The organism is Tateyamaria algicola, from assembly GCF_047715485.1.
Taxonomy (GTDB): Bacteria; Pseudomonadota; Alphaproteobacteria; order Rhodobacterales; family Rhodobacteraceae; genus Tateyamaria.
Genome location: NZ_CP180422.1, coordinates 2,702,206 through 2,726,544 on the forward strand (window position 1 = coordinate 2,702,206; position 24,339 = coordinate 2,726,544).

Genomic DNA, 24,339 nt, shown 5'->3' on the forward strand with positions numbered 1-24,339 from the left:
GGAAAATTAGATGAACCAGGAACTGACAAACAACCCGTTCAACCCGCTGACGCCGCCCAAGGTCTTTGACGAGATCAAGGTATCGCTGGCATCGCCCGAGCGCATCCTCTCGTGGTCGTTTGGCGAGATCAAGAAGCCCGAGACCATCAACTACCGGACGTTCAAGCCCGAGCGTGATGGTCTGTTCTGTGCACGTATCTTTGGCCCGATCAAGGATTACGAATGCCTGTGCGGCAAATACAAGCGCATGAAATATCGTGGCGTTGTCTGCGAGAAATGCGGTGTGGAAGTCACGCTGCAAAAGGTCCGCCGCGAGCGGATGGGCCACATCGAACTGGCGGCACCCGTCGCGCATATCTGGTTCCTGAAATCGCTGCCGTCCCGCATCGGTCTGATGCTGGACATGACGCTGCGTGATCTGGAACGTGTGCTGTATTTCGAAAACTACGTGGTGACCGAACCCGGTCTGACCGACCTGTCCTACGGCCAGATGCTGAGCGAAGAAGAGTACATGGACGCCCAAGACGCGTTTGGCATGGACGCGTTCACCGCCAATATCGGTGCCGAAGCCATCCGCGAGATGCTGTCCCAGATCGACCTTGAGCAAGAGGCCGAAACCCTGCGCGCTGATCTCAAGGAAGCGACAGGTGAGCTGAAGCCCAAGAAGATCATCAAGCGTCTGAAAGTCGTGGAGTCGTTCCTCGAGTCCGGCAACCGCCCGGAGTGGATGGTTCTGACCGTGATCCCCGTGATCCCGCCGGAACTGCGCCCGCTGGTGCCGCTGGATGGGGGCCGTTTCGCGACGTCCGACCTCAACGACCTCTACCGTCGTGTGATCAACCGGAACAACCGTCTCAAGCGTCTGATCGAACTGCGCGCGCCTGACATTATCGTGCGCAACGAAAAGCGGATGTTGCAGGAATCCGTTGACGCCCTGTTCGACAACGGCCGCCGTGGCCGCGTGATCACCGGTGCCAACAAGCGCCCGCTGAAATCGCTGTCGGACATGCTGAAGGGTAAGCAGGGTCGTTTCCGTCAGAACCTTCTGGGGAAACGCGTCGACTTCTCGGGCCGGTCTGTCATTGTGACGGGCCCCGAGTTGAAGCTGCACCAATGTGGTCTGCCGAAAAAGATGGCGCTCGAACTGTTCAAGCCGTTCATCTATTCACGGCTTGAGGCCAAGGGTCTGTCTTCGACCGTCAAGCAAGCCAAGAAGCTGGTGGAAAAAGAGCGCCCCGAGGTTTGGGACATTCTGGATGAGGTTATCCGCGAACACCCAGTCATGCTGAACCGTGCGCCGACGCTGCACCGTCTTGGCATTCAGGCGTTCGAACCTGTCCTGATCGAAGGCAAGGCGATCCAGCTGCACCCGCTGGTCTGTTCGGCCTTCAACGCCGACTTTGACGGTGACCAGATGGCTGTGCACGTGCCGCTCTCGCTGGAAGCCCAGCTTGAAGCACGCGTGCTGATGATGTCCACGAACAACGTTCTGTCGCCCGCCAACGGCGCGCCGATCATTGTTCCCTCGCAGGACATGATCCTGGGTCTCTACTACGTGACGCTGGAACGTGAGGGCCTCAAGGGCGAAGGCATGGTCTTTGGCTCGATCGAAGAGGTCCAGCACGCGCTGGACGCGGGCATCGTGCACCTGCACTCGCGCATCAAGGCGCGTCTGCCCCAGATCAATTCCGAGGGCCTCGAGGTCATGGAACGCTTTGACACGACCCCCGGTCGTGTGCTGCTGGGCGCGCTTTTGCCGCTGAACAACAAGGCGCCGTTTGAACTGGTGAACCGTCTTCTGCGGAAGAAGGAAGTGCAGCAGGTCATCGACACCGTCTACCGTTATTGCGGTCAGAAAGAGTCGGTTATCTTCTGCGACCAGATCATGACCATGGGCTTCCGCCACGCGTTCAAGGCGGGCATTTCGTTCGGCAAGGACGACATGCTGATCCCCGACACCAAGTGGACCATCGTCGATGACACCCGCGAGCAGGTGAAGGATTTCGAACAGCAGTACATGGATGGCTTGATCACCCAGGGTGAAAAGTACAACAAGGTCGTCGATGCCTGGTCGAAGTGTAACGACAAGGTCACCGACGCCATGATGGGCTCGATCTCGGCGGCGCAAAAGGACGATGACGGCTCCGAAAAGGAACCGAACTCGGTCTACATGATGGCGCACTCCGGTGCCCGTGGCTCGGTCACGCAGATGAAGCAGCTGGGCGGGATGCGCGGCCTGATGGCGAAGCCGAATGGCGACATCATCGAGACGCCGATCATCTCGAACTTCAAGGAAGGTCTGACCGTTCTTGAATACTTCAACTCGACCCACGGCGCGCGGAAAGGTCTGTCTGACACCGCTCTGAAAACGGCGAACTCGGGCTATCTGACCCGTCGTCTGGTGGACGTCGCGCAGGACTGCATCGTGCGGGATCGCGACTGCGGCACCGAAAACGCCATCACTGCCGAAGCGGCCGTGAATGACGGCGAGGTCGTGTCGTCCCTGTCCGAGCGTGTGCTGGGTCGTGTGACGGCCGAGGACGTGCTGAAGCCTGGCACGGACGAGGTTCTGATCGCCCACGGTACGCTGATCGACGAACGCATGGCGGATTCGGTTGACGAATTCGCGGTGCAGTCGATGCGCATCCGCTCGCCCCTGACCTGTGAGGCCGAGGAAGGCGTGTGCGCGACCTGCTATGGTCGTGACCTTGCGCGCGGCACCATGGTCAACACTGGTGAGGCTGTCGGCATCATCGCCGCGCAGTCGATTGGTGAGCCCGGTACACAGCTGACGATGCGGACCTTCCACATCGGCGGCGTTGCGCAGGGTGGTCAGCAGTCGTTCCTCGAGGCGAGCCAGGAAGGCAAGATCGTCTTTGAGAACGCGCAGACACTGGCGAACTCTTCGGGTCAGATTCTGGTCATGGGCCGGAACATGAAGCTGATCATCCAGGACGAGAACGGCGAAGAACGCGCAAGCCACAAGCTGGGCTACGGGACGGCGCTGTTCGTCACCGAAGGTCAGGATGTGAAGCGCGGCGACAAGCTGTTCGAGTGGGACCCCTACACGCTGCCGATCATTGCGGAGAAGGCGGGTACGGCGAAATACGTGGACCTCGTGAGCGGCCTGGCCGTACGCGACGAGACGGACGATGCCACCGGCATGACCCAGAAGATCGTGATCGACTGGCGCGCGGCCCCGAAAGGCAACGAGCTGAAGCCCGAGATCATCCTGGTCGATGGCGATGGCGAGCCGGTCCGCAATGATGCGGGCAACCCGGTGACCTATCCGATGTCCGTGGATGCGGTTCTGTCGGTCGAAGACGGTGAAACGGTGGCTGCGGGTGACGTTGTTGCGCGTATCCCGCGTGAAGGCGCCAAGACCAAGGACATCACCGGTGGTCTGCCGCGTGTGGCCGAACTCTTTGAGGCACGTCGCCCCAAGGACCACGCCATCATTGCGGAAATCGACGGCTATGTGCGGTTCGGCAAGGACTACAAGAACAAGCGCCGTATCGCGATCGAAGCGTCCGACGACAGCGACACCAAGGTCGAGTACATGGTGCCCAAGGGCAAGCACATCCCCGTTGCCGAGGGCGATTTCGTCCAGAAGGGCGACTACATCATGGATGGCAACCCGGCACCGCACGACATCCTTGCGATCATGGGTGTAGAGGCCCTGGCCGACTACATGATCGACGAGGTGCAGGACGTGTACCGGTTGCAAGGTGTGAAGATCAACGACAAGCACATCGAAGTCATCGTCCGGCAGATGCTCCAGAAATGGGAGATCAGCGACTCGGGCGACACCACGCTGCTGAAGGGCGAACACGTCGACAAGCAGGAGTTCGATCACGCCAATGCCAAGGCGATCTCGAAAGGCGGGCGTCCTGCACAGGGCGAGCCGATCCTCTTGGGTATCACCAAGGCGTCGCTGCAAACGCGGTCGTTCATCTCGGCGGCGTCCTTCCAGGAGACCACCCGCGTTCTTACCGAAGCCTCCGTGCAGGGTAAGAAAGATAAGCTGGTCGGCCTCAAGGAGAACGTCATCGTGGGCCGCCTGATCCCCGCCGGGACAGGTGGTGCGACCCAGGCCGTGCGCAAAATCGCGTCCGACCGCGACAACGTGGTCATCGAAGCGCGCCGCGAAGAGGCCGAGGCTGCTGCCGCACTGGCAGCACCAGGTGCCGACGACGTGGTGGGTGGCGACGTGTTCGACACGGTGATCGACCATGCCGAAGACAGCCGCGACTGAGGCGATCTGACTTGCGAAAATCTGGAAAACCCCGCCCGAAAAGGTGGGGTTTTTTGCATTCAGGCCAAAGTGTCCCCGCGGGGACAGCCTGTTCGCCGGGGTAGGGCGATGTTCATCAGTTTGAGAATGGCGCGCGCGATCAGTGGCTTGGCGCCCTGACCGCCGCATTGTCCAAAAGTTAACCGAGGTTACCGACACTAGCACGCGAGAGGGCGCGGTGGTGCGCCCGGGTGCATTCGGGCATGGGCGGCTTGCGCAAAAAGTCCCGACATCTAAGGTGATCTCAACACCCCTTTTTACCGAGTGCCATTGATGAAAAACACCTTTGCCCTGATCGCCGTTGCCCTGTTGGGGTTGGCTGGCCCGAGCCTTGCCCAGGACATTCCCGTTTACGATCCCAACTACATCCCGATGGACTTGCGCCTGACGCGCGTGGACCCGTGCAAGGTGATGGTGCCCGCCGATCCTGTCTGGCCCGCCACGAAAATCAACAAGACGGATTCATCGGGTGATCGCGTGCGGGGTGTCGAGTACACCTTGGACAGCGCGTTCTGGGAGCGTCAGTCAGACAAGGCGCAGCAATATGTCGTGAACCCCCTGTTGATCGTTACGGTCAGTTGCAACCCGACCACCTTGACCGAAACCGGCAGTCTGGATGGGCTGGCCTTTTTTGCCGAAAGCTACCATGGCTCGGTCAAGAAGCGCACCGGCAACGCGCCCAGGAAGCTGGAGACGTTTCAGGCCGAGGGGCTGGGCACGGTGTACGCGATCTATGAAGAGTACAAGCTGAACGAGGCCAGCAATGCCGGGGCCACGCGGCAAAGCGCGAACTTTTTTCTTTGCATCGCGGTCAGTTGGTGTGGGTGCGCGTGACTGTGTCGGGCAAGCCGCCGGGTATCTACAAAAAGCGTCAGCGCAAAGGCTACAAGGTCCGCATCACGGAAGAGAACGGCGAGACATTCGTCTTTCGCCTTGGTTCGCCCGCGATGCAGCACCTTTTGTCACCTGCCGTTGCCGCGCGCCGCAGCCCAAAGGAAAACGCGGCCTTGTTCAAGACCTTTGCCCAGTCGCTGAAAGGGTATTGAGGCGGCTCAGGCAGGCATGGCCTGGGCCGTTTCGTGCCCGAGCAGCTTGGCGGCGGCCCGCGCGATCACCAGTTCTTCGTCCGTGTTGACCACCATCACCTGCACTCGGCTGAGCATCGTGGAAATCACCGGCTTGTTGTCGGCATTGGCGTCGTGGTCAATCTCGATCCCGATCCAGCCCATGTTCTGGCAGACCCGTTCGCGCACATGGCGCGAGTTTTCCCCGATCCCGCCGGTGAAGACCACGGCATCCAGCCCACCCAGCACCGCCGCCAGCGCGCCCAGTTCGCGCCGGATGCGGAAGGTGAAGTAGCTGATCGCCTGCCGGCTTTGGGGCGTGTCCGCCGCCTCGAGCGTGCGCATGTCGTGGGACAGCCCGGATAGCCCCAGAAGGCCGGATTTGCGGTAGAGCAGATCGGCAATTTCGGCGGCGTCCATCCCCTCCTGCTCCATCAGGTAGAGCACGACGCCGGGGTCCAGTTGCCCGCTGCGTGTGCCCATGGGCAATCCGTCGAGCGCGGAAAAGCCCATGGTCGAGCCCACTGAGCGCCCAGCGACCACCGCGCACATCGACGCGCCATTGCCCAGATGCGCAATGACCACGCGCCCGGCATGCAGCAGCGGCGCCGTTTCGGCCATGTAGCCGGTGACATATTCGTAAGACAGCCCGTGAAACCCGTAGCGCCGCACGCCCTTGTCGTAGAATTCGCGGGGCAGGGCGAAGGTGTCGTTCACCCATGGGTGATTGCGGTGAAAGGCGGTGTCGAAACAGGCGATCTGCACGGCGTTCGGGAAGCGTTCCATAGCCGCGCGTGCGCCTGCAAGGTTGTGGGGCTGGTGCAGCGGGGCGAAGGGCGAGAATTTTTCGAGGCTGTCCACGACATCGGGCGTGAGGGTGATCGGGGCCACGATATCGGCCCCGCCATGGACCACCCTGTGCCCCACGGCAGCGACCTTGGCCCCCGGATAGAGCCGGTCGAGCAGGGTCAGCACCCGGTCAAGCGCGGCGGTCTGATCGGGGATATGCTGTGGCCCGTCATCGGCGATTGTACTGCCATCCGCTGCTGTGGCGCTGATATGCGCCTGCGCGCCGCCGATCCTGTCGACCAGCCCGGTGCCCAATGTCACGGGCGTGCCGCCCTGCACCTCGAACAGCCCGAATTTGAGCGAGGAGGACCCGGCATTGAGCGTGATGATATGCGACATGATCTAGTCCTTTTCCCGGGCGGCCAGCCGGTCCGCGTGCAGCGCGGCCACGGCGCAGGAGGCCAGTCGCGCCATATCGCCATCGGCCCGGCTGGTCAGGATGATCGGTACCTTGGCCCCCAGCACGACGCCCGCCCCTTCGGCATGGGCGACGTAGGTGAGTTGTTTGGCGATCATGTTGCCCGCGTCCAGATTGGGTGCGACGAGGATTTCGGCCCGCCCGGCGACGTCGGACACGATCCCCTTGGTGCGCGCCGCCGCGAGGCTGACCGCGTTGTCCATTGCCAGTGGTCCGTCGACCAGCCCGCCGGTGATCTGCCCGCGTTCGGCCATCTTGGACAAGAGTGCGCCGTCGACGGAAGATTTGAGGTTAATGTTCACCGTCTCGACGGCCGACAGGATGCCTGCCTTGGGCGTGTCGATCCCGATGGAGATTGCGAGGTCGATGGCGTTTTGCACGATGTCGACCTTGGTGGCGAGGTCGGGGTCGATGTTGATGGCCGCATCCGTCACGAGGACGGCGTGGGCAAGGCCGGGCACGTCCATCACGAAAGCATGGGTGAACCGGCGACCGGCCCGCAGGCCCCGATCCTTGCGCAGGGCGGCGCGCAGCAGGTCGTCGGTGTGTAAATGCCCTTTCATCAGCGCCTGCGCGCGCCCCTCGGCCACCAGATCGACGCCTGCATGGGCGGCGGCGGCGTGTCCCTTCACATCCACGATCTCGAGGCCGTCCAGCGATGCGCCGAGGCTGTGCGCGGCGGCGGTGATCTTTTGCGCATCGCCCACGAGGATCGGCGTGATGATTGTCCGTTCCTGGGCGAGAAGTGCGCCGCCGAGTGCGTTTTCCTCTTCCGGGCAGATCACGGCGGTGCGCATGGGGGTAGGGGTTCGGCGCGCGCCAGAAGCGCCTCGAAGTGGCGGTGGCGCTGCACGACGAGGCCGGGCAGGTCGATCTCATGAAACGTCATCTGCCGGGTGGGAGCGATCACGACCGCCTCGCCGCTGAGGATCGTTGCACCGTCGGCGGGCCGGGTGACGGTGGTGTCCATCACCACCTCGTTTTCGGCGCGTTTGTCCGTCACGCGCACATTGGCTGTCAGTTCGTCCCCGGCGTGGGCCCGTGTGCCAAAGGTGAAGTTTTGCGATTTGTAGAGCGTGCCCGCCCCGGGCAGGATGTTGCCCAGCACGGCCGAGACCAGCGCACCAACAAACATGGCCGGTGCCACCGCCTCTTTCACAGTGTCCCCGTCGCCGTCTTCGGTGGCGAGGTGCATGGGGTTGTGGTTGCCGGAGTTGTTGGCAAAGACGAAGAAGTCGTCTTCGGTGCAGATGCGCGTCAGTTCGGCACTGTCCCCGATCTGGAGGGCGTCGTAGGGCGTGTTCGTGTAGGTCATGTGATGGGTCATGGTCGGGCTGCGCGGCCTTGTGCTGGGATATGTCGAGCATTGCCCGTTCGAGGCGAGAGTACCAGCCGGTTGTAAAGCGATTGCGTCATTTGGGCGGGACACGGGCAATGTCTTGCCCGACCTGTTCAAAGGCGCGCCACCTCGCTAGCGTGCGGGGCGAAACGGTCAGGCGAAGGTCATGTCCCCCAACACTCTTGGTGCGCTTTTGATGATGGCGTCGATGGCGTCGTTCACGCTGAATGACACGCTGATCAAGCTGACCGGCGGGGCAGTACCGTTGATGCAGCTTTTGTTCATTCGCGGTGTGCTGTCGTCGCTGTTGATCCTGGCGCTGGCGCGCTGGCTGGGGGCGATCCATTTCCGCATTGCGCACAGGGATTGGGCGTTGATCGGTTTGCGGTCGGGGGCCGAGGTGGGGGCGGCCTATTTCTTTCTCACCGCGCTGCTGAACATGCCGCTCGCCAATGTGACGGCCATTTTGCAGGTGTTGCCGCTGAGCGTGGCGGTGGGTGCGGCGCTGTTTTTCCGCGAGCCGCTGGGCTGGCGGCGCATGTCGGCGATCCTGTTGGGGTTCATGGGAATGCTGTTGATCGTGCGGCCGGGATCGGAGGGGTTTTCGGTCTGGTCCGCCTATGCCCTGATGGCGGTGCTGTGTGTGACGGTGCGGGATCTGGCGACGCGCCGTTTGTCGCCCGATGTGCCGTCGATGACGGTGACGCTGGTGGCCGCATTGACGGTGATGGCGAGCGCCGGGCTGGCGGCGACCCAGTCGGAATGGGTGGCGCTGGATGTGCGTCTGATGGGTCTGATCGCGGGGGCGTCCGTCTTCATCATCGGGGGCTATTTCTTTTCCGTGCGGGTGATGCGCGTGGGCGAGATCAGCTTTGTCGCGCCGTTCCGCTATACCGGTCTTGTCTGGGCGCTGGTGCTGGGATGGCTGGTCTTTGGCGACTGGCCCAGCACGTTGACGCTGGTGGGCGCGGCCATTGTCGTGGCGACGGGGCTGTTCACGCTCTACCGCGAGCGGCGGGTGTCACAGGGTTGAGAACGCCGCGCGCACGGCATCTGCGTCGATGTTGAAGCGGTCGGCCAGCACCGCCTCGTCTTCGCTGTCCATCAGCACCAGCTTGTGGGGTTTGGCCGACGGCCCCTGGCGCGAGTCGTTGTAATCGTTGTGCCCGCGCAAGAGCATGGGGCGATCGGTGATCGTGACGCAGGTCATCCGCTCGCCCAGTTTGTGATGGGCAAAGTTCATGATGGTCTGGCGCGAGTTTGGCGACACCATGAGGGCGAGGCCCGCCGTCTGGAACGGCACGGTGGTTTCCAATGCGGCAACGCCCTCGGCACCGGGGCGGATGATGTAGCCCCGGTTGAAATCTATGGCGAGCAGGTCCTCGCGTGCGGCGAGTTTCTTGACGTCGCCCGCGACCTGTCGCAGCCGTTCGACAAAATCGACGGCCACCGCGTCGTCATCATCCATGCGGAATTGCAGGCAGGGCAGCCCGTCGTCAAAGCGCACCGAGTTGATCACCTTTTTCATGATCGGGCGGTGCTGGGCGGGGGATGCGTCTGGATCACCGCTTGCGGCATGTCGGCGAGCAGCGCCTCGAGCCGGTCGCGATAGGGTGCGGGCAGGCTGTCGCCGATCACCACGACCAGCGTGAACAGCGGGTCGGTTTGCGCGCGCAAGGGGGGCAGGGTGATGGTTTCGAAGGTGGCAAACCGTTCCTCCATCCGCGCGGGCGCATAGAGGTAGTCGAGTTTTTCCTGGAAGTCGCCGAAGTCGACCTGAAAGCCGCCGATGGCCGGGTAGGAAAAGCGGCACAGGCCGATCACTTGCATCTTGAAAAGCCTCTGATTTTCCTGCCTGTGTCGGGGACGACAATGCACTGTGTGTCACAGTCAGCGCAAGCCATGGCCGCTGTTGACAGCACCCCCGACTCCCCCTATACGCCCGCTATCTCGGAACGGGGGAAGCCCCGGAACCGAAATCAGAACCGAAGTGGACACGATCCGGCCTTTGCATTGGTCCGATCCTCTGGAAACCCACCGCGTCGCCCCTCAAGCGGGAGCGATTGCGGTTTTTGCGCTTTCGTGGACGCACGGAAGTTGAGACTTGAAACCGCGGGGCCGCCCCGCACGACATATGTTGATGAGACGGGGAACAGACCTGCAATGCCAACGATCCAACAGCTGATCCGCAAGCCGCGCCAGCCCAAAGTAAAACGCTCCAAGTCCCTCCACCTTGAGGGAAATCCGCAAAAACGCGGTGTGTGCACACGTGTCTATACAACGACACCCAAAAAGCCGAACTCGGCCATGCGTAAGGTTGCCAAGGTGCGCCTGACAAACGGTTTCGAGGTCATCAGCTACATCCCGGGTGAAAGCCACAACCTTCAGGAACACTCGGTTGTCCTGATCCGCGGCGGTCGTGTCAAAGACCTTCCCGGTGTGCGTTACCACATCCTGCGCGGTGTTCTGGATACACAGGGCGTCAAAGATCGTAAGCAACGTCGTTCGAAATACGGCGCCAAGCGCCCCAAATAAGGAGAGCAGCCGATGTCACGTCGTCACGCCGCCGAAAAACGCGAAGTCCTGCCCGACGCCAAGTATGGCGATAAGGTTTTGACCAAGTTCATGAACAACCTGATGGTCGATGGTAAGAAATCGACTGCCGAACGTATCGTCTACAACGCGTTCGACCGGGTTGAATCCAAGATCAAGCGCGCGCCCGTGGAAGTGTTCCACGAAGCGCTGGACAACATCAAACCCTCCGTCGAAGTGCGTTCGCGCCGCGTCGGTGGTGCCACCTACCAGGTGCCTGTTGAAGTCCGCCCCGAGCGCCGCGAAGCGCTGGCCATCCGTTGGTTGATCACCGCCAGCCGCGGCCGCAACGAAAACACGATGGAAGAGCGCCTGGCAGGCGAGCTGATGGACGCCGTTCAGTCCCGCGGCACCGCTGTCAAAAAGCGCGAAGACACACACAAGATGGCCGACGCGAACAAAGCGTTCAGCCATTACCGTTGGTAATCCAGATACCCTGAGGAAGCAGCCCCATGGCACGCGAATATCCGCTCGACCGCTACCGCAACTTTGGCATCATGGCCCACATCGATGCCGGCAAGACCACATGTTCGGAACGCATCCTGTATTACACAGGCAAGTCCCACAACATCGGTGAGGTGCACGATGGTGCCGCCACGATGGACTGGATGGAGCAGGAACAAGAGCGTGGCATCACCATCACGTCGGCTGCGACCACAACGTTCTGGGAGCGCACCGAAGACGGCACTACTGCCGACACGCCCAAGCACCGCATGAACATCATCGACACGCCCGGCCACGTGGACTTTACCATTGAAGTCGAGCGTTCGCTGGCCGTTCTTGATGGCGCCGTTGCCGTGCTGGACGCCAACGCCGGTGTCGAGCCCCAGACCGAGACTGTCTGGCGTCAGGCTGACCGCTACAAGGTGCCGCGCATCGTGTTCGTCAACAAGATGGACAAGATCGGTGCCGACTTCTTCAACTGTGTCCACATGATCAAGGACCGCACAGGTGCCACACCTGCGCCCATCCAGATCCCGATCGGTGCCGAAACCGAGCTGGAAGGCATGATTGACCTCGTCACCATGGAAGAGTGGGTCTGGGCCGGGGAAGACCTTGGCGCCACGTGGGAAAAACGCCCCATCCGTGACAGCCTGAAGGCCCAAGCCGACGAATGGCGCGCCAACCTCATCGAGACAGCTGTCGAGATGGATGACGAGGCCATGGAAAACTACCTGATGGACGGTGCCGAGCCTTCGGTTGAAGAGCTGCGCCGCCTGATCCGTCTGGGCACGCTGGCCATCAAGTTCATCCCCGTTCTGTGTGGCTCTGCCTTCAAGAACAAGGGTGTGCAGCCCCTGCTGAACGCCGTGATCGACTACCTGCCCAGCCCGCTGGACGTGGTCGACTACATGGGCTTCAAACCCGGCGACGAAAACGAAGAACGTAACATCCCGCGCCGTGCCGATGACGACATGGCCTTTGCTGGCCTGGCCTTCAAAATCATGAACGACCCCTTCGTCGGCTCGCTGACCTTTACCCGCATCTATTCGGGTACTTTGGAGAAGGGCGCGACGCTGCTCAACTCGACCAAAGGCAAGAAAGAGCGCGTGGGTCGGATGATGATGATGCACTCCAACGACCGTGAGGAGATCACCGAAGCGTTCGCGGGCGACATCATTGCGCTGGCCGGTCTGAAAGACACCACAACGGGTGACACATTGTCCGCCGTGAACGACCCCGTCGTTCTGGAGACGATGAACTTCCCCGATCCGGTGATCGAGATCGCTGTCGAGCCCAAGACAAAGGCCGACCAGGAGAAAATGTCGCAAGGTCTGGCCCGTCTGGCCGCCGAGGACCCTTCCTTCCGTGTGGAAACCGACCTGGAATCCGGTCAGACCATCATGAAGGGCATGGGCGAACTTCACCTCGACATCCTGGTGGATCGCCTCAAGCGCGAGTTCAAGGTCGAAGCCAACATCGGTGCACCCCAGGTGGCCTATCGCGAGACCATCGGTCACGAAGTCGAGCACACCTATACCCACAAGAAACAGTCGGGTGGGTCCGGTCAGTTCGCCGAGGTCAAGCTTATCATCACGCCGACAGAGCCGGGCGAGGGTTACTCCTTCGAAAGCCGCATCGTGGGTGGTGCCGTTCCCAAGGAATACATCCCCGGTGTTGAAAAGGGCATCCAGTCGGTCATGGACTCCGGTCCGCTGGCGGGCTTCCCCGTCATCGACTTCAAGGTGGCCCTGATCGACGGCAAGTTCCACGACGTGGACTCGAGCGTTCTGGCCTTTGAAATCGCGGCCCGCATGGGCATGCGCGAAGGCATGAAGAAGGCCGGCGCCAAGATGCTGGAACCCATCATGAAGGTCGAGGTCATCACGCCCGAAGAGTACACCGGTGGCATCATCGGCGACCTCACATCGCGTCGTGGTCAGGTTCAGGGTCAGGATACGCGCGGCAACGCCATCGCGATCGACGCCTTCGTGCCGCTGGCCAACATGTTCGGCTACATCAACACGCTGCGGTCGATGTCTTCGGGTCGTGCGAACTTTACAATGCAGTTCGACCACTACGAAGCGGTGCCACAGAACATCAGCGACGAGATCCAAGCGAAATTCGCCTAACCGGGATGGCGGGGTGAACCCCGCCCTACCCACCACCAGTAGGGCGGGGTTCACCCCGCCGCCCAAGTCAAAAGAGGAGCCACCATCATGGCAAAGGAAAAGTTTGAACGTACGAAGCCGCACGTTAACATTGGCACGATTGGTCACGTTGACCACGGCAAGACGACGCTGACGGCGGCGATCACGAAGTATTTTGGCGATTTCCAGGCCTATGACCAGATCGACGGCGCGCCCGAAGAGAAAGCGCGCGGGATCACGATCTCGACCGCGCACGTGGAATACGAGACCGAGAACCGCCACTACGCGCACGTCGACTGCCCCGGCCACGCCGACTACGTCAAGAACATGATCACCGGTGCGGCGCAGATGGACGGCGCGATCCTGGTTGTGAACGCGGCGGACGGCCCGATGCCCCAAACGCGCGAGCACATCCTGCTGGGCCGCCAGGTGGGCATCCCCACCATGGTCGTGTTCATGAACAAGGTGGACCAGGTCGACGACGAAGAGCTGCTGGAGCTGGTCGAGATGGAAATCCGCGAGCTGCTGGACAGCTACGAGTATCCCGGCGACGACATTCCCGTGATCCCCGGCTCGGCCCTGGCCGCAATGGAAGGCCGTGACAACGAGATCGGCGAAGACGCGATCCGCAAGCTGATGGCCGCGGTTGACGAGTTCATCCCCACGCCCGAGCGCGCGGTGGACCAGCCCTTCCTGATGCCTGTGGAAGACGTGTTCTCGATCTCCGGCCGTGGCACGGTTGTGACCGGCCGTGTCGAGCGTGGCGTGATCAACGTGGGCGACGAAATCGAGATCGTCGGCATCAAGGACACGCAGAAAACGACCTGCACGGGCGTTGAAATGTTCCGCAAGCTGCTGGATCGCGGCGAAGCGGGCGACAACATCGGCGCGCTGCTGCGCGGGATCGACCGTGAAGCGGTTGAGCGCGGCCAGGTGCTGTGCAAGCCCGGTTCGGTCAAGCCGCACACCAAGTTCGAAGCCGAAGCCTACATCCTGACCAAGGACGAGGGCGGCCGTCACACGCCGTTCTTCGCGAACTACCGCCCGCAGTTCTACTTCCGCACGACGGACGTGACGGGCACGGTTCAGCTGGCCGAGGGCACTGAAATGGTGATGCCTGGCGACAACGTGTCGTTCGGGGTCGAGCTGATCGCGCCGATCGCGATGGAACAGGGCCTGCGCTTTGCGATCCGCGAAGGCGGCCGCACCGTGGGCGCCGGCGTCGTGTCCAAGATCACGGATTAAGCTTGAGCCAACGCTCTTGACGTTCTGGGTGCCCGATCCGGGCATCCGCAAAAAAACAGACGCGACGAGGGGTGTCGATGAGCGGCACTCCTCCTCTCCGTTAAGAGACCCTCAGTTAGGGAACACGAAAATGGCAGTCCAAAGCCAAAATATTCGCATTCGTCTGAAGGCGTTTGACTATCGTGTGCTGGATGCGTCCACGCAAGAGATCGTCAACACCGCCAAGCGGACAGGTGCGTCCGTGCGCGGACCGATCCCGCTGCCGAACAAGATTGAAAAATTCACTGTTCTGCGCGGCCCGCACGTCGACAAGAAATCCCGTGACCAGTTCGAGATCCGCACGCACAAGCGTCTGCTCGACATCGTTGATCCGACCCCCCAGACCGTGGACGCGCTGATGAAGCTCGACCTCGCCGCTGGTGTGGATGTCGAGATCAAGCTGCAATCGTAAGGAGGGTATGGATATGCGCTCTGGAATTCTCGCAAAGAAAGTCGGCATGACCCGGCTGTTCATGGAAGACGGCAAGCAGATCCCTGTGACCGTTCTTCAGCTGGACGGCCTGCAGGTTGTCGGCAACCGGACATCGGACAAAGACGGATACACCGCCGTCACTTTGGGCGCAGGCAGCCCCAAGGTGAAGCGCGTGAGCCAAGCCATGCGCGGCCACTTCGCCGCACAAAAGGTTGAGCCCAAGCGCAAGCTGGTCGAATTCCGCGTGACCGAGGACAACCTGATCAATGTGGGCGAGGAAATCTCGGCCGAGCACTTCCTGGCTGGCCAGAAAGTGGACGTGTCGGGCACCTCGATTGGTAAAGGCTTTGCCGGTGCCATGAAACGCCACAACTTTGGCGGTCTGCGCGCCTCGCACGGTGTGTCGATTTCGCACCGTTCGCACGGCTCGACCGGCCAGTGTCAGGACCCCGGTAAGGTCTTCAAAGGCAAGAAAATGGCAGGTCACATGGGCGCCGCCCGCGTGACGACACAGAACCTCGAAGTTGTGAAAACGGACGCGGATCGCGGCCTGATCATGATCAAGGGCGCTGTTCCCGGCTCCAAAGGCGGCTGGGTCACTGTCAAAGACGCCGTGAAAAAGAAACTGCCCGATGGCGTGCCGTTCCCGGCTGCGCTGAAATCGGCGGCTGCTGCGGCTCCGGCTGAAGAAGCCCCCGCGGAAGGTGGTGAAGCATGAAACTTGACGTGATCAAACTGGACGGCGGCAAAGCCGGTTCTGTCGACCTGGACGAGGCCCTGTTCGGCCTCGAACCCCGCGCCGACATCCTGCACCGCGTGGTCCGCTGGCAGCGTAACAACGCCCAGGCAGGAACCCACAAGGTCAAGACACGGTCCGAAGTGAAATACTCGACCAAGAAGATCTATCGCCAGAAGGGCACCGGCGGCGCACGCCACGGCGCGCGCTCTGCCCCGATCTTCCGCGGTGGTGGTATCTACAAAGGCCCGGTTGTCCGTTCGCACGGCCACGACCTGCCCAAGAAGTTCCGCAAACTCGGCCTGCGCCACGCGCTGTCGGCCAAGATGGCTGCTGGTGAGCTGGTGATCATCGAGGATGCGAGCACGTCGGGCAAAACCGCCGCTCTGGCCAAGCAGGTCAAGGACCTGGGCTGGAAACGCGCGCTGGTGATTGATGGTGCTTCGGTCAACGAAGATTTCCTCAAGGCCGCGCGCAACATCGAAGGTCTGGATATCCTGCCGACGATGGGCGCAAACGTTTATGACATCCTGAAGCGTGACACCCTCGTGATCACGAAGGCGGGTGTCGAAGCACTGGAGGCTCGCTTGAAATGAGTGCCAAGGCAGAACATTACGACGTGATCCGCAAGCCGATCATCACGGAGAAAGCGACAATGGCGTCCGAGAGCGGCGCGATCGTGTTCGAAGTGGCGATGGACAGCAACAAGCCCATGATCAAAGAGGCCGTTGAGGCGCTGTTTGGTGTGAAGGTGAAGGCTGTGAACACGACCATCACGAAGGGCAAGGTCAAGCGCTTCCGTGGTCAGCTGGGCAAGCGCAAGGACGTCAAAAAGGCGTATGTGACGCTTGAAGAAGGCAACACGATCGACGTGAGCACCGGTCTTTGATCGGTGTGCCGGGCTGAAGCTCGGCCTACGGAAAGAATTGAGGGCCCCGGCTGCGAGAGCGGTCGGGGTTTTCTGTATCAGAGTGGGATATCGTCGTATTTCCGCGAAAACCCGGAAGCGGCGTGTTTGGTGGTGTGCTGCGCGGCCTCGCAGGTCATCTGGCACATGCGCGTGATCTGATTTGTGTATTGCCGTATGGCAGTCGTGCACCATGCGTTTTGGACATTGATCACCTCCGCCGGGGTGCGGCAGGCCACTAGCGCCTTCTGCGTATCAATGTCTTCTTGCAGCCGTTCGGCGTAAAAGCGCATGCAGTCGGACATCAAGTCAAGCCACGCCTGTGTTCCGGTCGGATTGAACGCCATCAAGAGGGGAGTGATGGTTGGGGCCGGCACGACAGTGGGACTAGTTGCCTTGGCCATTCTTGAGCGCCTTTCTTTTTGGGGAGCTAAGAGAGTGTGGGGTTAAATGGGATTATACCATGGTCACGCTTTGTGCGAATTGATCTGGATCGTGTTGGCGACTTGATTGAGAAAAGACGGCGGGGGTGCGAAGATTTTCAACGAGTACTGTAAGTACATCGAGACCCAGGCCGAATGCACCGGGCGCGCACGGCTGTTGCGTACCCATTGAAACATTGGGTTTTTGCCTCCAAACGCTTGACCCCAACCCCCGTCCTTTATACACGCACCCATCGGCACTGCCCCGGATTCGTCCGGGGCTTTGTCATTGTTCGTCAGAACATCAAGTCGGGCACCTACGGGGGCCTATAACCACGGCGGGGCAACCTGCCACATATAGCAAAACGGAAGACAGCAATCATGGCACTCAAGTCGTATAAGCCGACGACGCCGGGCCAGCGTGGGCTGGTACTGATCGACCGTTCGGAGCTTTGGAAAGGCCGCCCGGTCAAGTCCCTTACACAGGGTCTGACCAAGAATGGCGGACGGAACAACACCGGACGGATCACGATGCGCCGCAAAGGCGGGGGCGCAAAACGCCTCTATCGGATCGTCGATTTCAAGCGGAACAAGATGGATGTGGCGGCAACCGTCGAACGCATCGAATATGACCCCAACCGCACCGCGTTCATCGCGCTGGTCAAATACGCAGATGGCGAGCAGGCATACGTGCTGGCGCCGCAGCGTCTGGCCGTCGGGGACAGCATCATCTCGAGCCAAAAGGCCGACATCAAGCCCGGTAACGCGATGCCTTTCAGCGGCATGCCCATCGGGACGATCATTCACAACATCGAACTGAAGCCCGGCAAGGGTGGTCAGATCGCGCGTGCCGCCGGCACCTATGCCCAGTTCGTGGGCCGCGATGGTGGCTACGCCCAGATCCGCCTGTCTTCGGGCGAGCTGCGTCTGGTCCGTCAGGAGTGCATGGCCACCGTCGGTGCCGTGTCCAACCCCGACAACAGCAACCAGAACTACGGTAAAGCGGGCCGCATGCGTCACAAGGGCATCCGCCCAAGTGTCCGTGGTGTCGTCATGAACCCGATCGATCACCCGCACGGTGGTGGTGAAGGCCGGACTTCGGGTGGTCGCCACCCTGTGTCCCCATGGGGCAAGCCCACCAAGGGTGCCCGCACCCGCAACAAGAACAAAGCGTCGCAAAAGCTGATCATCCGCTCGCGTCACGCCAAGAAGAAAGGGCGCTAATATGTCTCGCTCTGTTTGGAAAGGCCCGTTTGTCGACAGCTATGTGCTGAAGAAAGCGGAAGCGTCGCGCGAGTCGGGACGCAACGAAGTCATCAAGATCTGGTCCCGCCGCTCCACCATCCTGCCCCAGTTCGTGGGTCTGACCTTTGGTGTGTACAACGGCCAGAAGCATATTCCCGTGAACGTGTCCGAAGAGATGATCGGCCAGAAGTTCGGTGAATATTCGCCCACGCGGACCTATTACGGTCACGCCGCTGACAAGAAGGCGAAACGCAAATGAGCAAGGATAAGAATCCACGCCGCGTGGCGGACAATGAAGCGATGGCGAAGACACGCATGCTGCGTACCTCTCCGCAAAAGCTGAACCTGGTCGCCCAGATGATCCGTGGCAAGAAGGTGGACAAGGCCCTGACGGACCTCACCTTCTCGAAAAAGCGGATCGCGCAGGACGTCAAGAAGTGCCTGCAATCGGCCATCGCCAATGCTGAAAACAACCACAACCTGGATGTGGACGAGCTGATCGTCGCAGAAGCCTGGGTTGGCAAGAACCTGACCATGAAACGTGGGCGCCCCCGGGCGCGCGGCCGCTTCGGCAAGATCATGAAGCCGTTCGCTGAAATCACGATCAAAGTGCGTCAAGTCGAGGAGCAAGCCTGATGGGGAATAAAGTCAATCCGATTGGCATGCGCCTGCAGGTGAACCGCACCTGGGACAGCCGCTGGTATGCCGACACCAAGGACTACGGTGATCTTCTGCTGGAAGACCTGAAAATCCGTGAGTTCATCAAGACCGAGTGCAAGCAGGCCGGTGTGGCCCGTGTGATCATCGAACGTCCGCACAAGAAGTGCCGCGTGACGATCCACACAGCACGTCCCGGTGTCATCATCGGCAAGAAAGGTGCAGACATCGAAGGTCTGCGCAAGAAGCTGGCGAACCTGACCGACAGCGAGCTGCACCTCAACATCGTTGAAGTGCGCAAGCCCGAGCTGGACGCCGCATTGGTGGGTGAAAGCATTGCACAACAGCTGGAGCGCCGGGTGTCTTTCCGCCGCGCCATGAAACGTGCCGTGCAGAACGCCATGCGTATGGGTGCCCTGGGCATCCGCGTGAACGTCGCGGGCCGCCTTGGCGGTGCCGAGATCGCGCGGACCGAGTGGTATCGCGAGGGCCGCGTGCCCCTGCACACCCTGCGGGCCGACATCGATTACGCACACGTCGAGGCGACGACTGCCTATGGTATCATCGGGATCAAGACTTGGATCTTCAAAGGTGAAATCATGGAGCACGACCCCCAGGCGCGTGACCGTAAAGCACAAGAACTCCAGGATGGTCCTGCGCCCCGTGGCGCTGGTGGCCGTCGCTAAAGGAGGGCATTTAGATGCTTCAACCAAAGCGTACCAAGTTCCGTAAGCAGTTCAAGGGCTCGATCAAGGGCAAGGCAAAGGGCGGGTCCGACCTTAACTTTGGCACCTACGGCCTGAAGGCTCTGGAACCCGAGCGGGTAACCGCCCGTCAGATCGAAGCCGCGCGTCGTGCGATGACGCGTCACATGAAACGTCAGGGCCGGGTCTGGATCCGGATCTTCCCCGATGTGCCTGTGACCGCCAAGCCGATCGAAGTGCGGATGGGTAAAGGTAAGGGCTCGGTCGACCGTTGGGCGGCCAAGGTCAAACCCGGCCGCGTCATGTTCGAGATCGACGGTGTGAATGACGACATCGCGCGTGAAGCGCTGCGTCTGGCCGCGATGAAGCTGCCGATCAAGACACGCGTAGTGGTCCGCGAGGACTGGTAACGTGGTGCCGGGCTGAAGCCCGGCCTACTGTGAGATGTGAGAGCCCCCGGCGTGAGAGCGTCGGGGGTTTTTTTGTTGCTGATGAGCATAGCCTCGACGGTGCGGTCGAACCCGCATAGGTTAGCTTTTCAAGTTATTGCAGCATGGGAGCCACGCATGCAGAACTATCCAGAAAAAAAGCCAATATCATTGCCGGGGCTTCCGATGCTTTTTCTGGTTGGTGCTGTGCTGCTCTGGACAATTGTTGATTTCACGCGGCTGCTAAGCGGTGATCGGGATTCAGCGTTGGTAGTGGTTTTGGCATTGGTGTTTTTGGCTTCACTGCCTGGCTTTTACATCATTCAGCCGAACACATCGCGGGTTTTGACGCTACTGGGGCGTTATGCGGGTTCGGATTCCCGGCAAGGTCTCAGGTGGACAATTCCGTTTTTGATCATGCGCCAATCTGTATCCCAAAAACTGCGAAACTTTGAAAGTGCAACAAGCAAGGTCAATGATGCTGTTGGCAATCCGATTGAGATTTCGGGTGTGATTGTTTGGCGGATTGATAGTCCGGCCAATTCGGTTTTTGGCGTGGAAGATGTTTCTGAATACGTTGCTATGCAGGGTGAAGCGGCGATCAGGTCATTGGCCAATTCGTACCCATATGGTGGGGTCGGGAAGGCTGGCGTTGAAACGATCACTTTGCAAAGCAACCCGAATGAGATTTGCGAAAAGTTGAAGGCTGACATGCTTGATCGGGTAAAAAGTGTCGGCGTCGATATTGTTGATGCGCGGCTTAGCCATCTTGCTTATGCGCCTGAAATTGCCGCAGCTATGCTGCAACGCCAACAGGCTGATGCATTGATCGACGCGCGGGAAGTGATTGTGGACGGGGCCGTTGGAATTGTTGGTATGGCGCTAGAACAACTCAAACAGCAAAATGTGGCTAACCTGACAGATGACCAAAAAGCTGCTCTTGTCTCAAATTTGCTGGTTGTCCTGTCCGGTGACAGGACACCGCAGCCCGTCATTCAGTCAGGCATAGTGACGACCTGACGCGAGACAGTCATTCCCACCCGTAGTTGAAACTCACCGACACCCGTTCGTCCTCGGCCATGTTCATCGGGACCTCGTGGCGAAGCCAGCTTTCCCAGAGCAAGACATCCCCCACGGACGGCTTGGCATAGTGGAATTGTTTCAAATCCTCGGGTGCGTCCTGCAACCGCCCCGGGGAGGCCATCATCATCGGCAGGCGGGGGTCTTCGAGTTTCAGGGCGCTCGTGCCTTCAGGCATCGCCACGTAGGTCGTGCCGGAAATCACCGAGTGGGGGTGGATGTGGCCGGTGTGGATGCCGCCTTCGGGCAGGATGTTGATCCAGATGCTGTCCAGCTTCAGCGCCTTGTCCCCCAGATCGAAAGCCAGGTCGCGCGCGAAGGCGGCAACGTGGGCGTCGAGCGCCTTGACCAGATCAGCGAAGATCGGGAAGCGCCAGGGCAGGTCGTCGAGGGACGCATAAGAGGTGTAGCCTGGATAGCCCTGTTCTTCGCACCAGTCATGCCCTGCCTCGTCATCCTCGGCGATGGCATAGCAGTGCTGCTCGATCGCGTCCGGGTCGACCTTGGGGTCGCATTCGGAGAGCGGTGCGTGATAGAGGCGGGTGGCGAAAAGGGATGTGATACGGGGCATGCCCTTGGTGTAGTAGAGCACGGCGCGCTTTGCGACACGAAAGTGGGTTGAAAGGCGTCCATATATAGTGGGGCTTTGACCCGGTCACGCTAACCCGGCGCAGCCCTGTTTTTCTTTGGGGAAAAGGGGTTGCCATACCCCCAATGCCCTCATATACGGCCCCTCTATCATCCACTCCACGGGAATCAGGGTGACGCTTTCGAAGCGGCCTGCTCGTGATGTTGAAAGGAAAAGGCGATGAACGCCCAGGAACTTCGGGATAAGACCCCGGACCAGCTTCGTGATGAGCTGGCAAATCTGAAAAAAGAAGCCTTCAACCTGCGTTTCCAGCAGGCCACAGGCCAGCTTGAGAACCCGGCGCGCCTGCGCTCGGTCCGCCGTGATGCCGCGCGCGTCAAGACCATTCTCAACGAACAAGCCGCCAAAGCGGCCGAATAAGGAGAGCACTATGCCCAAGCGTATCCTGCAAGGCGTCGTGACCTCCGACGCAAACGCCCAAACAGTCACCGTGTCCGTCGAGCGCCGCTTTACGCATCCGGTTTTGAAAAAGACCATTCGTAAGTCCAAGAAGTACCGGGCGCACGATGAAAAGAATGCCTTCAAGGTCGGTGACTCCGTTCGCATCATCGAATGCGCACCGAAATCGAAGACAAAACGCTGGGAAGTGCTGGAGGCCTAAAGCCTCCGGCGCTTTGCCGCATTAATCGAAACCCTGGGGATCAGGCACGCATCGCCCCCCAAAGGTCGGGAGAAACCAAATGATCCAGATGCAAACCAACCTGGATGTTGCTGACAACAGCGGCGCACGCCGTGTTCAGTGCATCAAGGTTCTGGGTGGTTCCAAGCGTAAATACGCGTCCGTCGGCGACATCATTGTCGTCTCGGTCAAGGAAGCCATCCCACGTGGTCGCGTGAAAAAAGGTGACGTCCGCAAGGCCGTCGTCGTGCGCACCGCCAAGGAAGTTCGTCGCGAAGATGGCACCGCCATCCGTTTTGATCGCAACGCTGCCGTTATCCTGAACAACAACAACGAGCCCGTGGGTACACGTATCTTTGGCCCGGTTGTGCGCGAGTTGCGCGGCAAGAACTTCATGAAAATCATCTCGCTGGCTCCGGAGGTGCTCTGATGGCTGCGAAACTCAAAAAAGGCGACAAGGTCGTCGTGCTTGCGGGCAAGGACAAGGGCAAAGAGGGCACGATTTCCTCGGTTGATCCCAAGTCGAACAAAGCCGTTGTCGATGGCATCAACATCGCTATCCGCGCCACCCGTCAAAGCCAGGAAAGCCAAGGCGGCCGCATCCCCAAGGCGATGCCGATCGACCTCAGCAACGTGGCCCTCATCGATGCCAACGGCAAACCCACCCGCGTGGGCTTCAAGATGGACGGCGACAAGAAAGTGCGCTTTGCCAAGACAACAGGGGACGTGATCTGATGCTCGACACTGCAACCTACACCCCCCGCCTGAAGGCAGTTTACGTGGACACGATCCGCGCTGCGATGAAGGAAGAGTTCGGCTACAAGAACGACATGCAGATCCCGCGTCTGGACAAGATCGTTCTGAACATCGGCTGTGGTGCCGAAGCCGTGCGTGACAGCAAGAAAGCCAAGTCGGCACAGGAAGATCTGACGGCCATCGCCGGTCAGAAGGCCCTGACCACCAAGGCCAAGAAATCCATCGCCGGTTTCCGCGTTCGCGAAGACATGCCGCTGGGTGCCAAGGTGACGCTGCGCGGCGACCGGATGTACGAATTCCTGGACCGTCTGATCACCATCGCTCTGCCCCGCGTCCGCGACTTCCGCGGTGTGCCCGGCACCTCGTTTGATGGCCGTGGCAACTATGCCATGGGCATGAAAGAGCACATCGTCTTTCCCGAGATCGACTTCGACAAGGTCGATGAGACCTGGGGGATGGACATCGTGATCACCACGACCGCCGACAATGATGCCGAAGCAAAATCCCTGCTGAAGCACTTCAACATGCCCTTCAACTCGTAAGCGCAGAGGAAAAGAGATATGGCTAAAAAATCCATGATCGCGCGCGAAGTGAAGCGCGAAAAGCTGGTGAAAAAGTACGCTGCCAAGCGTGCCGAGCTCAAGGCAATCATCAGCGACGAAACCAAACCGATGGAAGAGCGTTTCCGCGCCTCACTGAAGCTGGCAAAACTGCCCCGCAACAGCAGCGCCACCCGCCTTCACAACCGGTGCCAACTGACTGGTCGTCCACATGCGTATTACCGCAAGCTGAAAATCAGCCGGATCGCGCTGCGGGAACTTGGCTCTGCCGGCCAGATCCCCGGCCTGGTCAAGTCCAGCTGGTAAGGGAGAGAATGATATGAACGATCCTATCGCAGATATGCTCACCCGCATCCGCAACAGCCAGATGCGCGGCAAATCCGTGGTCTCGACCCCTGCGTCGAAACTGCGTGTGCGCGTGCTCGAAGTGCTGGCGGACGAAGGTTACATCCGTGGTTTCGAAGAGACCACCGGTGAAGATGGCCACCCCGCCATCGAGATCAGCCTGAAATACTACGAAGGCGAACCTGTTATTCGCGAGCTCAAGCGGGTCTCCAAGCCCGGTCGCCGCGTGTACATGGGCGTCAATGACATCCCGCAAGTCCGTCAGGGCCTGGGTGTGTCGATTGTCTCCACCTCCAAGGGTGTGATGTCGGATGCAAACGCACGCAGCCAGAATGTTGGCGGCGAAGTGCTCTGCACGATCTTCTAA

General features: G+C 60.4%; 28 protein-coding genes and 2 pseudogenes. 25 read left to right on the top strand and 5 right to left on the bottom strand.

The window, feature by feature from the left end; genetic code table 11:
• The first annotated feature begins 10 nt into the window (after positions 1-10).
• The 3 genes from rpoC to ACMHLQ_RS15810 all read left to right on the top strand — a co-directional run bounded on the left by rpoC (position 11) and on the right by ACMHLQ_RS15810 (position 5,340).
• Positions 11-4,255: a DNA-directed RNA polymerase subunit beta' gene (rpoC, locus tag ACMHLQ_RS15800; protein ID WP_415401663.1), complete on the top strand. Its 4,245-nt coding sequence runs from the start codon at positions 11-13 to the stop codon at positions 4,253-4,255.
• A 312-nt stretch (positions 4,256-4,567) separates the two neighbouring features.
• Positions 4,568-5,128, top strand: coding sequence for a hypothetical protein (locus ACMHLQ_RS15805; RefSeq protein WP_415401664.1), 561 nt, complete (start codon positions 4,568-4,570; stop codon positions 5,126-5,128).
• A complete protein-coding gene (locus ACMHLQ_RS15810) occupies positions 5,119-5,340 on the top strand; it encodes a hypothetical protein (RefSeq protein ID WP_415401665.1) in 222 nt (73 codons plus the stop codon). Before ACMHLQ_RS15805 ends, ACMHLQ_RS15810 begins: the two co-directional genes overlap by 10 nt.
• A 6-nt stretch (positions 5,341-5,346) precedes the next feature.
• Here the strand turns inward: ACMHLQ_RS15810 and ACMHLQ_RS15815 are convergent, their stop codons facing one another.
• Both ACMHLQ_RS15815 and ACMHLQ_RS15820 read right to left on the bottom strand, forming a co-directional pair.
• A complete protein-coding gene (locus ACMHLQ_RS15815; RefSeq protein WP_415401666.1) occupies positions 5,347-6,546 on the bottom strand; it encodes an acetate/propionate family kinase in 1,200 nt (399 codons plus the stop codon).
• A gap of 3 nt (positions 6,547-6,549) precedes the next feature.
• Positions 6,550-7,940, bottom strand: a pseudogene (locus ACMHLQ_RS15820) (bifunctional enoyl-CoA hydratase/phosphate acetyltransferase).
• A 190-nt stretch (positions 7,941-8,130) separates the two neighbouring features.
• Here ACMHLQ_RS15820 and ACMHLQ_RS15825 point away from each other — a divergent pair.
• Complete coding sequence (locus ACMHLQ_RS15825; RefSeq protein ID WP_415401667.1) at positions 8,131-8,997, top strand: DMT family transporter; 867 nt, start codon at positions 8,131-8,133, stop codon at positions 8,995-8,997.
• Here the strand turns inward: ACMHLQ_RS15825 and ACMHLQ_RS15830 are convergent.
• Positions 8,986-9,794 (bottom strand): annotated as a pseudogene (locus ACMHLQ_RS15830) (putative rhamnosyl transferase). The gene ACMHLQ_RS15825 and the pseudogene ACMHLQ_RS15830 sit on opposite strands and share 12 nt — an antisense overlap.
• Before the next feature lie 333 nt (positions 9,795-10,127).
• Between ACMHLQ_RS15830 and rpsL the strand changes: the two are divergent.
• The 8 genes from rpsL to ACMHLQ_RS15870 all read left to right on the top strand — a co-directional run bounded on the left by rpsL (position 10,128) and on the right by ACMHLQ_RS15870 (position 16,489).
• The gene (gene rpsL, locus ACMHLQ_RS15835) at positions 10,128-10,499 is read left to right on the top strand and encodes a 30S ribosomal protein S12 (protein WP_024809820.1); all 372 of its coding nucleotides are present in this window, start codon (positions 10,128-10,130) and stop codon (positions 10,497-10,499) included.
• A 12-nt stretch (positions 10,500-10,511) separates the two neighbouring features.
• On the top strand, positions 10,512-10,982 hold the full coding sequence (gene rpsG / locus ACMHLQ_RS15840; RefSeq protein WP_415401668.1) for a 30S ribosomal protein S7: 471 nt from the start codon (positions 10,512-10,514) through the stop codon (positions 10,980-10,982).
• A 26-nt stretch (positions 10,983-11,008) separates the two neighbouring features.
• Entirely contained in the window at positions 11,009-13,129 is a 2,121-nt protein-coding gene (fusA, locus tag ACMHLQ_RS15845; RefSeq protein WP_415401669.1) for an elongation factor G, read from the top strand.
• Between the two features lie 87 nt (positions 13,130-13,216).
• Positions 13,217-14,392, top strand: coding sequence for an elongation factor Tu (gene tuf / locus ACMHLQ_RS15850; RefSeq protein ID WP_415401650.1), 1,176 nt, complete (start codon positions 13,217-13,219; stop codon positions 14,390-14,392).
• Positions 14,393-14,522: 130 nt separating this feature from the next.
• A complete protein-coding gene (gene rpsJ, locus ACMHLQ_RS15855) occupies positions 14,523-14,843 on the top strand; it encodes a 30S ribosomal protein S10 (protein ID WP_195819727.1) in 321 nt (106 codons plus the stop codon).
• A 13-nt stretch (positions 14,844-14,856) separates the two neighbouring features.
• On the top strand, positions 14,857-15,582 hold the full coding sequence (gene rplC / locus ACMHLQ_RS15860; RefSeq protein ID WP_415401670.1) for a 50S ribosomal protein L3: 726 nt from the start codon (positions 14,857-14,859) through the stop codon (positions 15,580-15,582).
• On the top strand, positions 15,579-16,196 hold the full coding sequence (rplD, locus tag ACMHLQ_RS15865; RefSeq protein ID WP_415401671.1) for a 50S ribosomal protein L4: 618 nt from the start codon (positions 15,579-15,581) through the stop codon (positions 16,194-16,196). The genes rplC and rplD overlap by 4 nt, the downstream gene beginning before the upstream one ends.
• On the top strand, positions 16,193-16,489 hold the full coding sequence (locus ACMHLQ_RS15870) for a 50S ribosomal protein L23 (protein ID WP_415401672.1): 297 nt from the start codon (positions 16,193-16,195) through the stop codon (positions 16,487-16,489). Before rplD ends, ACMHLQ_RS15870 begins: the two co-directional genes overlap by 4 nt.
• Before the next feature lie 77 nt (positions 16,490-16,566).
• Here the strand turns inward: ACMHLQ_RS15870 and ACMHLQ_RS15875 are convergent, their stop codons facing one another.
• Positions 16,567-16,911, bottom strand: coding sequence for a phasin family protein (locus ACMHLQ_RS15875; RefSeq protein WP_415401673.1), 345 nt, complete (start codon positions 16,909-16,911; stop codon positions 16,567-16,569).
• Positions 16,912-17,310: 399 nt separating this feature from the next.
• On the opposite strand from ACMHLQ_RS15875, the gene rplB reads away from it, so the two are divergent.
• The 6 genes from rplB to ACMHLQ_RS15905 all read left to right on the top strand — a co-directional run bounded on the left by rplB (position 17,311) and on the right by ACMHLQ_RS15905 (position 20,983).
• On the top strand, positions 17,311-18,153 hold the full coding sequence (gene rplB / locus ACMHLQ_RS15880) for a 50S ribosomal protein L2 (RefSeq protein WP_415401674.1): 843 nt from the start codon (positions 17,311-17,313) through the stop codon (positions 18,151-18,153).
• Position 18,154: 1 nt separating this feature from the next.
• On the top strand, positions 18,155-18,433 hold the full coding sequence (rpsS, locus tag ACMHLQ_RS15885; protein ID WP_299142453.1) for a 30S ribosomal protein S19: 279 nt from the start codon (positions 18,155-18,157) through the stop codon (positions 18,431-18,433).
• Entirely contained in the window at positions 18,430-18,810 is a 381-nt protein-coding gene (gene rplV / locus ACMHLQ_RS15890) for a 50S ribosomal protein L22 (protein WP_299210808.1), read from the top strand. Before rpsS ends, rplV begins: the two co-directional genes overlap by 4 nt.
• A complete protein-coding gene (rpsC, locus tag ACMHLQ_RS15895) occupies positions 18,810-19,517 on the top strand; it encodes a 30S ribosomal protein S3 (protein WP_415401675.1) in 708 nt (235 codons plus the stop codon). The genes rplV and rpsC overlap by 1 nt, the downstream gene beginning before the upstream one ends.
• A gap of 14 nt (positions 19,518-19,531) precedes the next feature.
• Positions 19,532-19,945 carry a 50S ribosomal protein L16 gene (rplP, locus tag ACMHLQ_RS15900; protein WP_299368415.1) on the top strand — a complete coding sequence of 138 codons (414 nt, stop codon included), beginning with the start codon at positions 19,532-19,534 and terminating at the stop codon, positions 19,943-19,945.
• A 156-nt stretch (positions 19,946-20,101) separates the two neighbouring features.
• Positions 20,102-20,983 carry an SPFH domain-containing protein gene (locus ACMHLQ_RS15905; RefSeq protein ID WP_415401676.1) on the top strand — a complete coding sequence of 294 codons (882 nt, stop codon included), beginning with the start codon at positions 20,102-20,104 and terminating at the stop codon, positions 20,981-20,983.
• Between the two features lie 10 nt (positions 20,984-20,993).
• Here the strand turns inward: ACMHLQ_RS15905 and ACMHLQ_RS15910 are convergent, their stop codons facing one another.
• On the bottom strand, positions 20,994-21,614 hold the full coding sequence (locus ACMHLQ_RS15910; RefSeq protein WP_415401677.1) for a TIGR02466 family protein: 621 nt from the start codon (positions 21,612-21,614) through the stop codon (positions 20,994-20,996).
• A gap of 237 nt (positions 21,615-21,851) precedes the next feature.
• Between ACMHLQ_RS15910 and rpmC the strand changes: the two genes are divergently transcribed.
• The 7 genes from rpmC (at position 21,852) to rpsH (ending at position 24,339) form a co-directional block, all read left to right on the top strand.
• Positions 21,852-22,052 (top strand): 50S ribosomal protein L29, encoded by a 201-nt coding sequence (gene rpmC / locus ACMHLQ_RS15915; RefSeq protein ID WP_076630311.1) that lies wholly within the window; start codon positions 21,852-21,854, stop codon positions 22,050-22,052.
• A gap of 10 nt (positions 22,053-22,062) precedes the next feature.
• Positions 22,063-22,293, top strand: a complete 231-nt coding sequence (gene rpsQ / locus ACMHLQ_RS15920) for a 30S ribosomal protein S17 (protein ID WP_005621877.1) — start codon at positions 22,063-22,065, stop codon at positions 22,291-22,293.
• A gap of 79 nt (positions 22,294-22,372) precedes the next feature.
• Entirely contained in the window at positions 22,373-22,741 is a 369-nt protein-coding gene (gene rplN / locus ACMHLQ_RS15925; protein ID WP_008757934.1) for a 50S ribosomal protein L14, read from the top strand.
• Positions 22,741-23,046 carry a 50S ribosomal protein L24 gene (rplX, locus tag ACMHLQ_RS15930; RefSeq protein WP_415401678.1) on the top strand — a complete coding sequence of 102 codons (306 nt, stop codon included), beginning with the start codon at positions 22,741-22,743 and terminating at the stop codon, positions 23,044-23,046. The genes rplN and rplX overlap by 1 nt, the downstream gene beginning before the upstream one ends.
• On the top strand, positions 23,046-23,609 hold the full coding sequence (rplE, locus tag ACMHLQ_RS15935; protein ID WP_415401679.1) for a 50S ribosomal protein L5: 564 nt from the start codon (positions 23,046-23,048) through the stop codon (positions 23,607-23,609). The genes rplX and rplE overlap by 1 nt, the downstream gene beginning before the upstream one ends.
• Positions 23,610-23,627: 18 nt before the next feature.
• Positions 23,628-23,933, top strand: coding sequence for a 30S ribosomal protein S14 (gene rpsN, locus ACMHLQ_RS15940; protein WP_415401680.1), 306 nt, complete (start codon positions 23,628-23,630; stop codon positions 23,931-23,933).
• Positions 23,934-23,946: 13 nt separating this feature from the next.
• On the top strand, positions 23,947-24,339 hold the full coding sequence (gene rpsH / locus ACMHLQ_RS15945) for a 30S ribosomal protein S8 (RefSeq protein WP_415401681.1): 393 nt from the start codon (positions 23,947-23,949) through the stop codon (positions 24,337-24,339).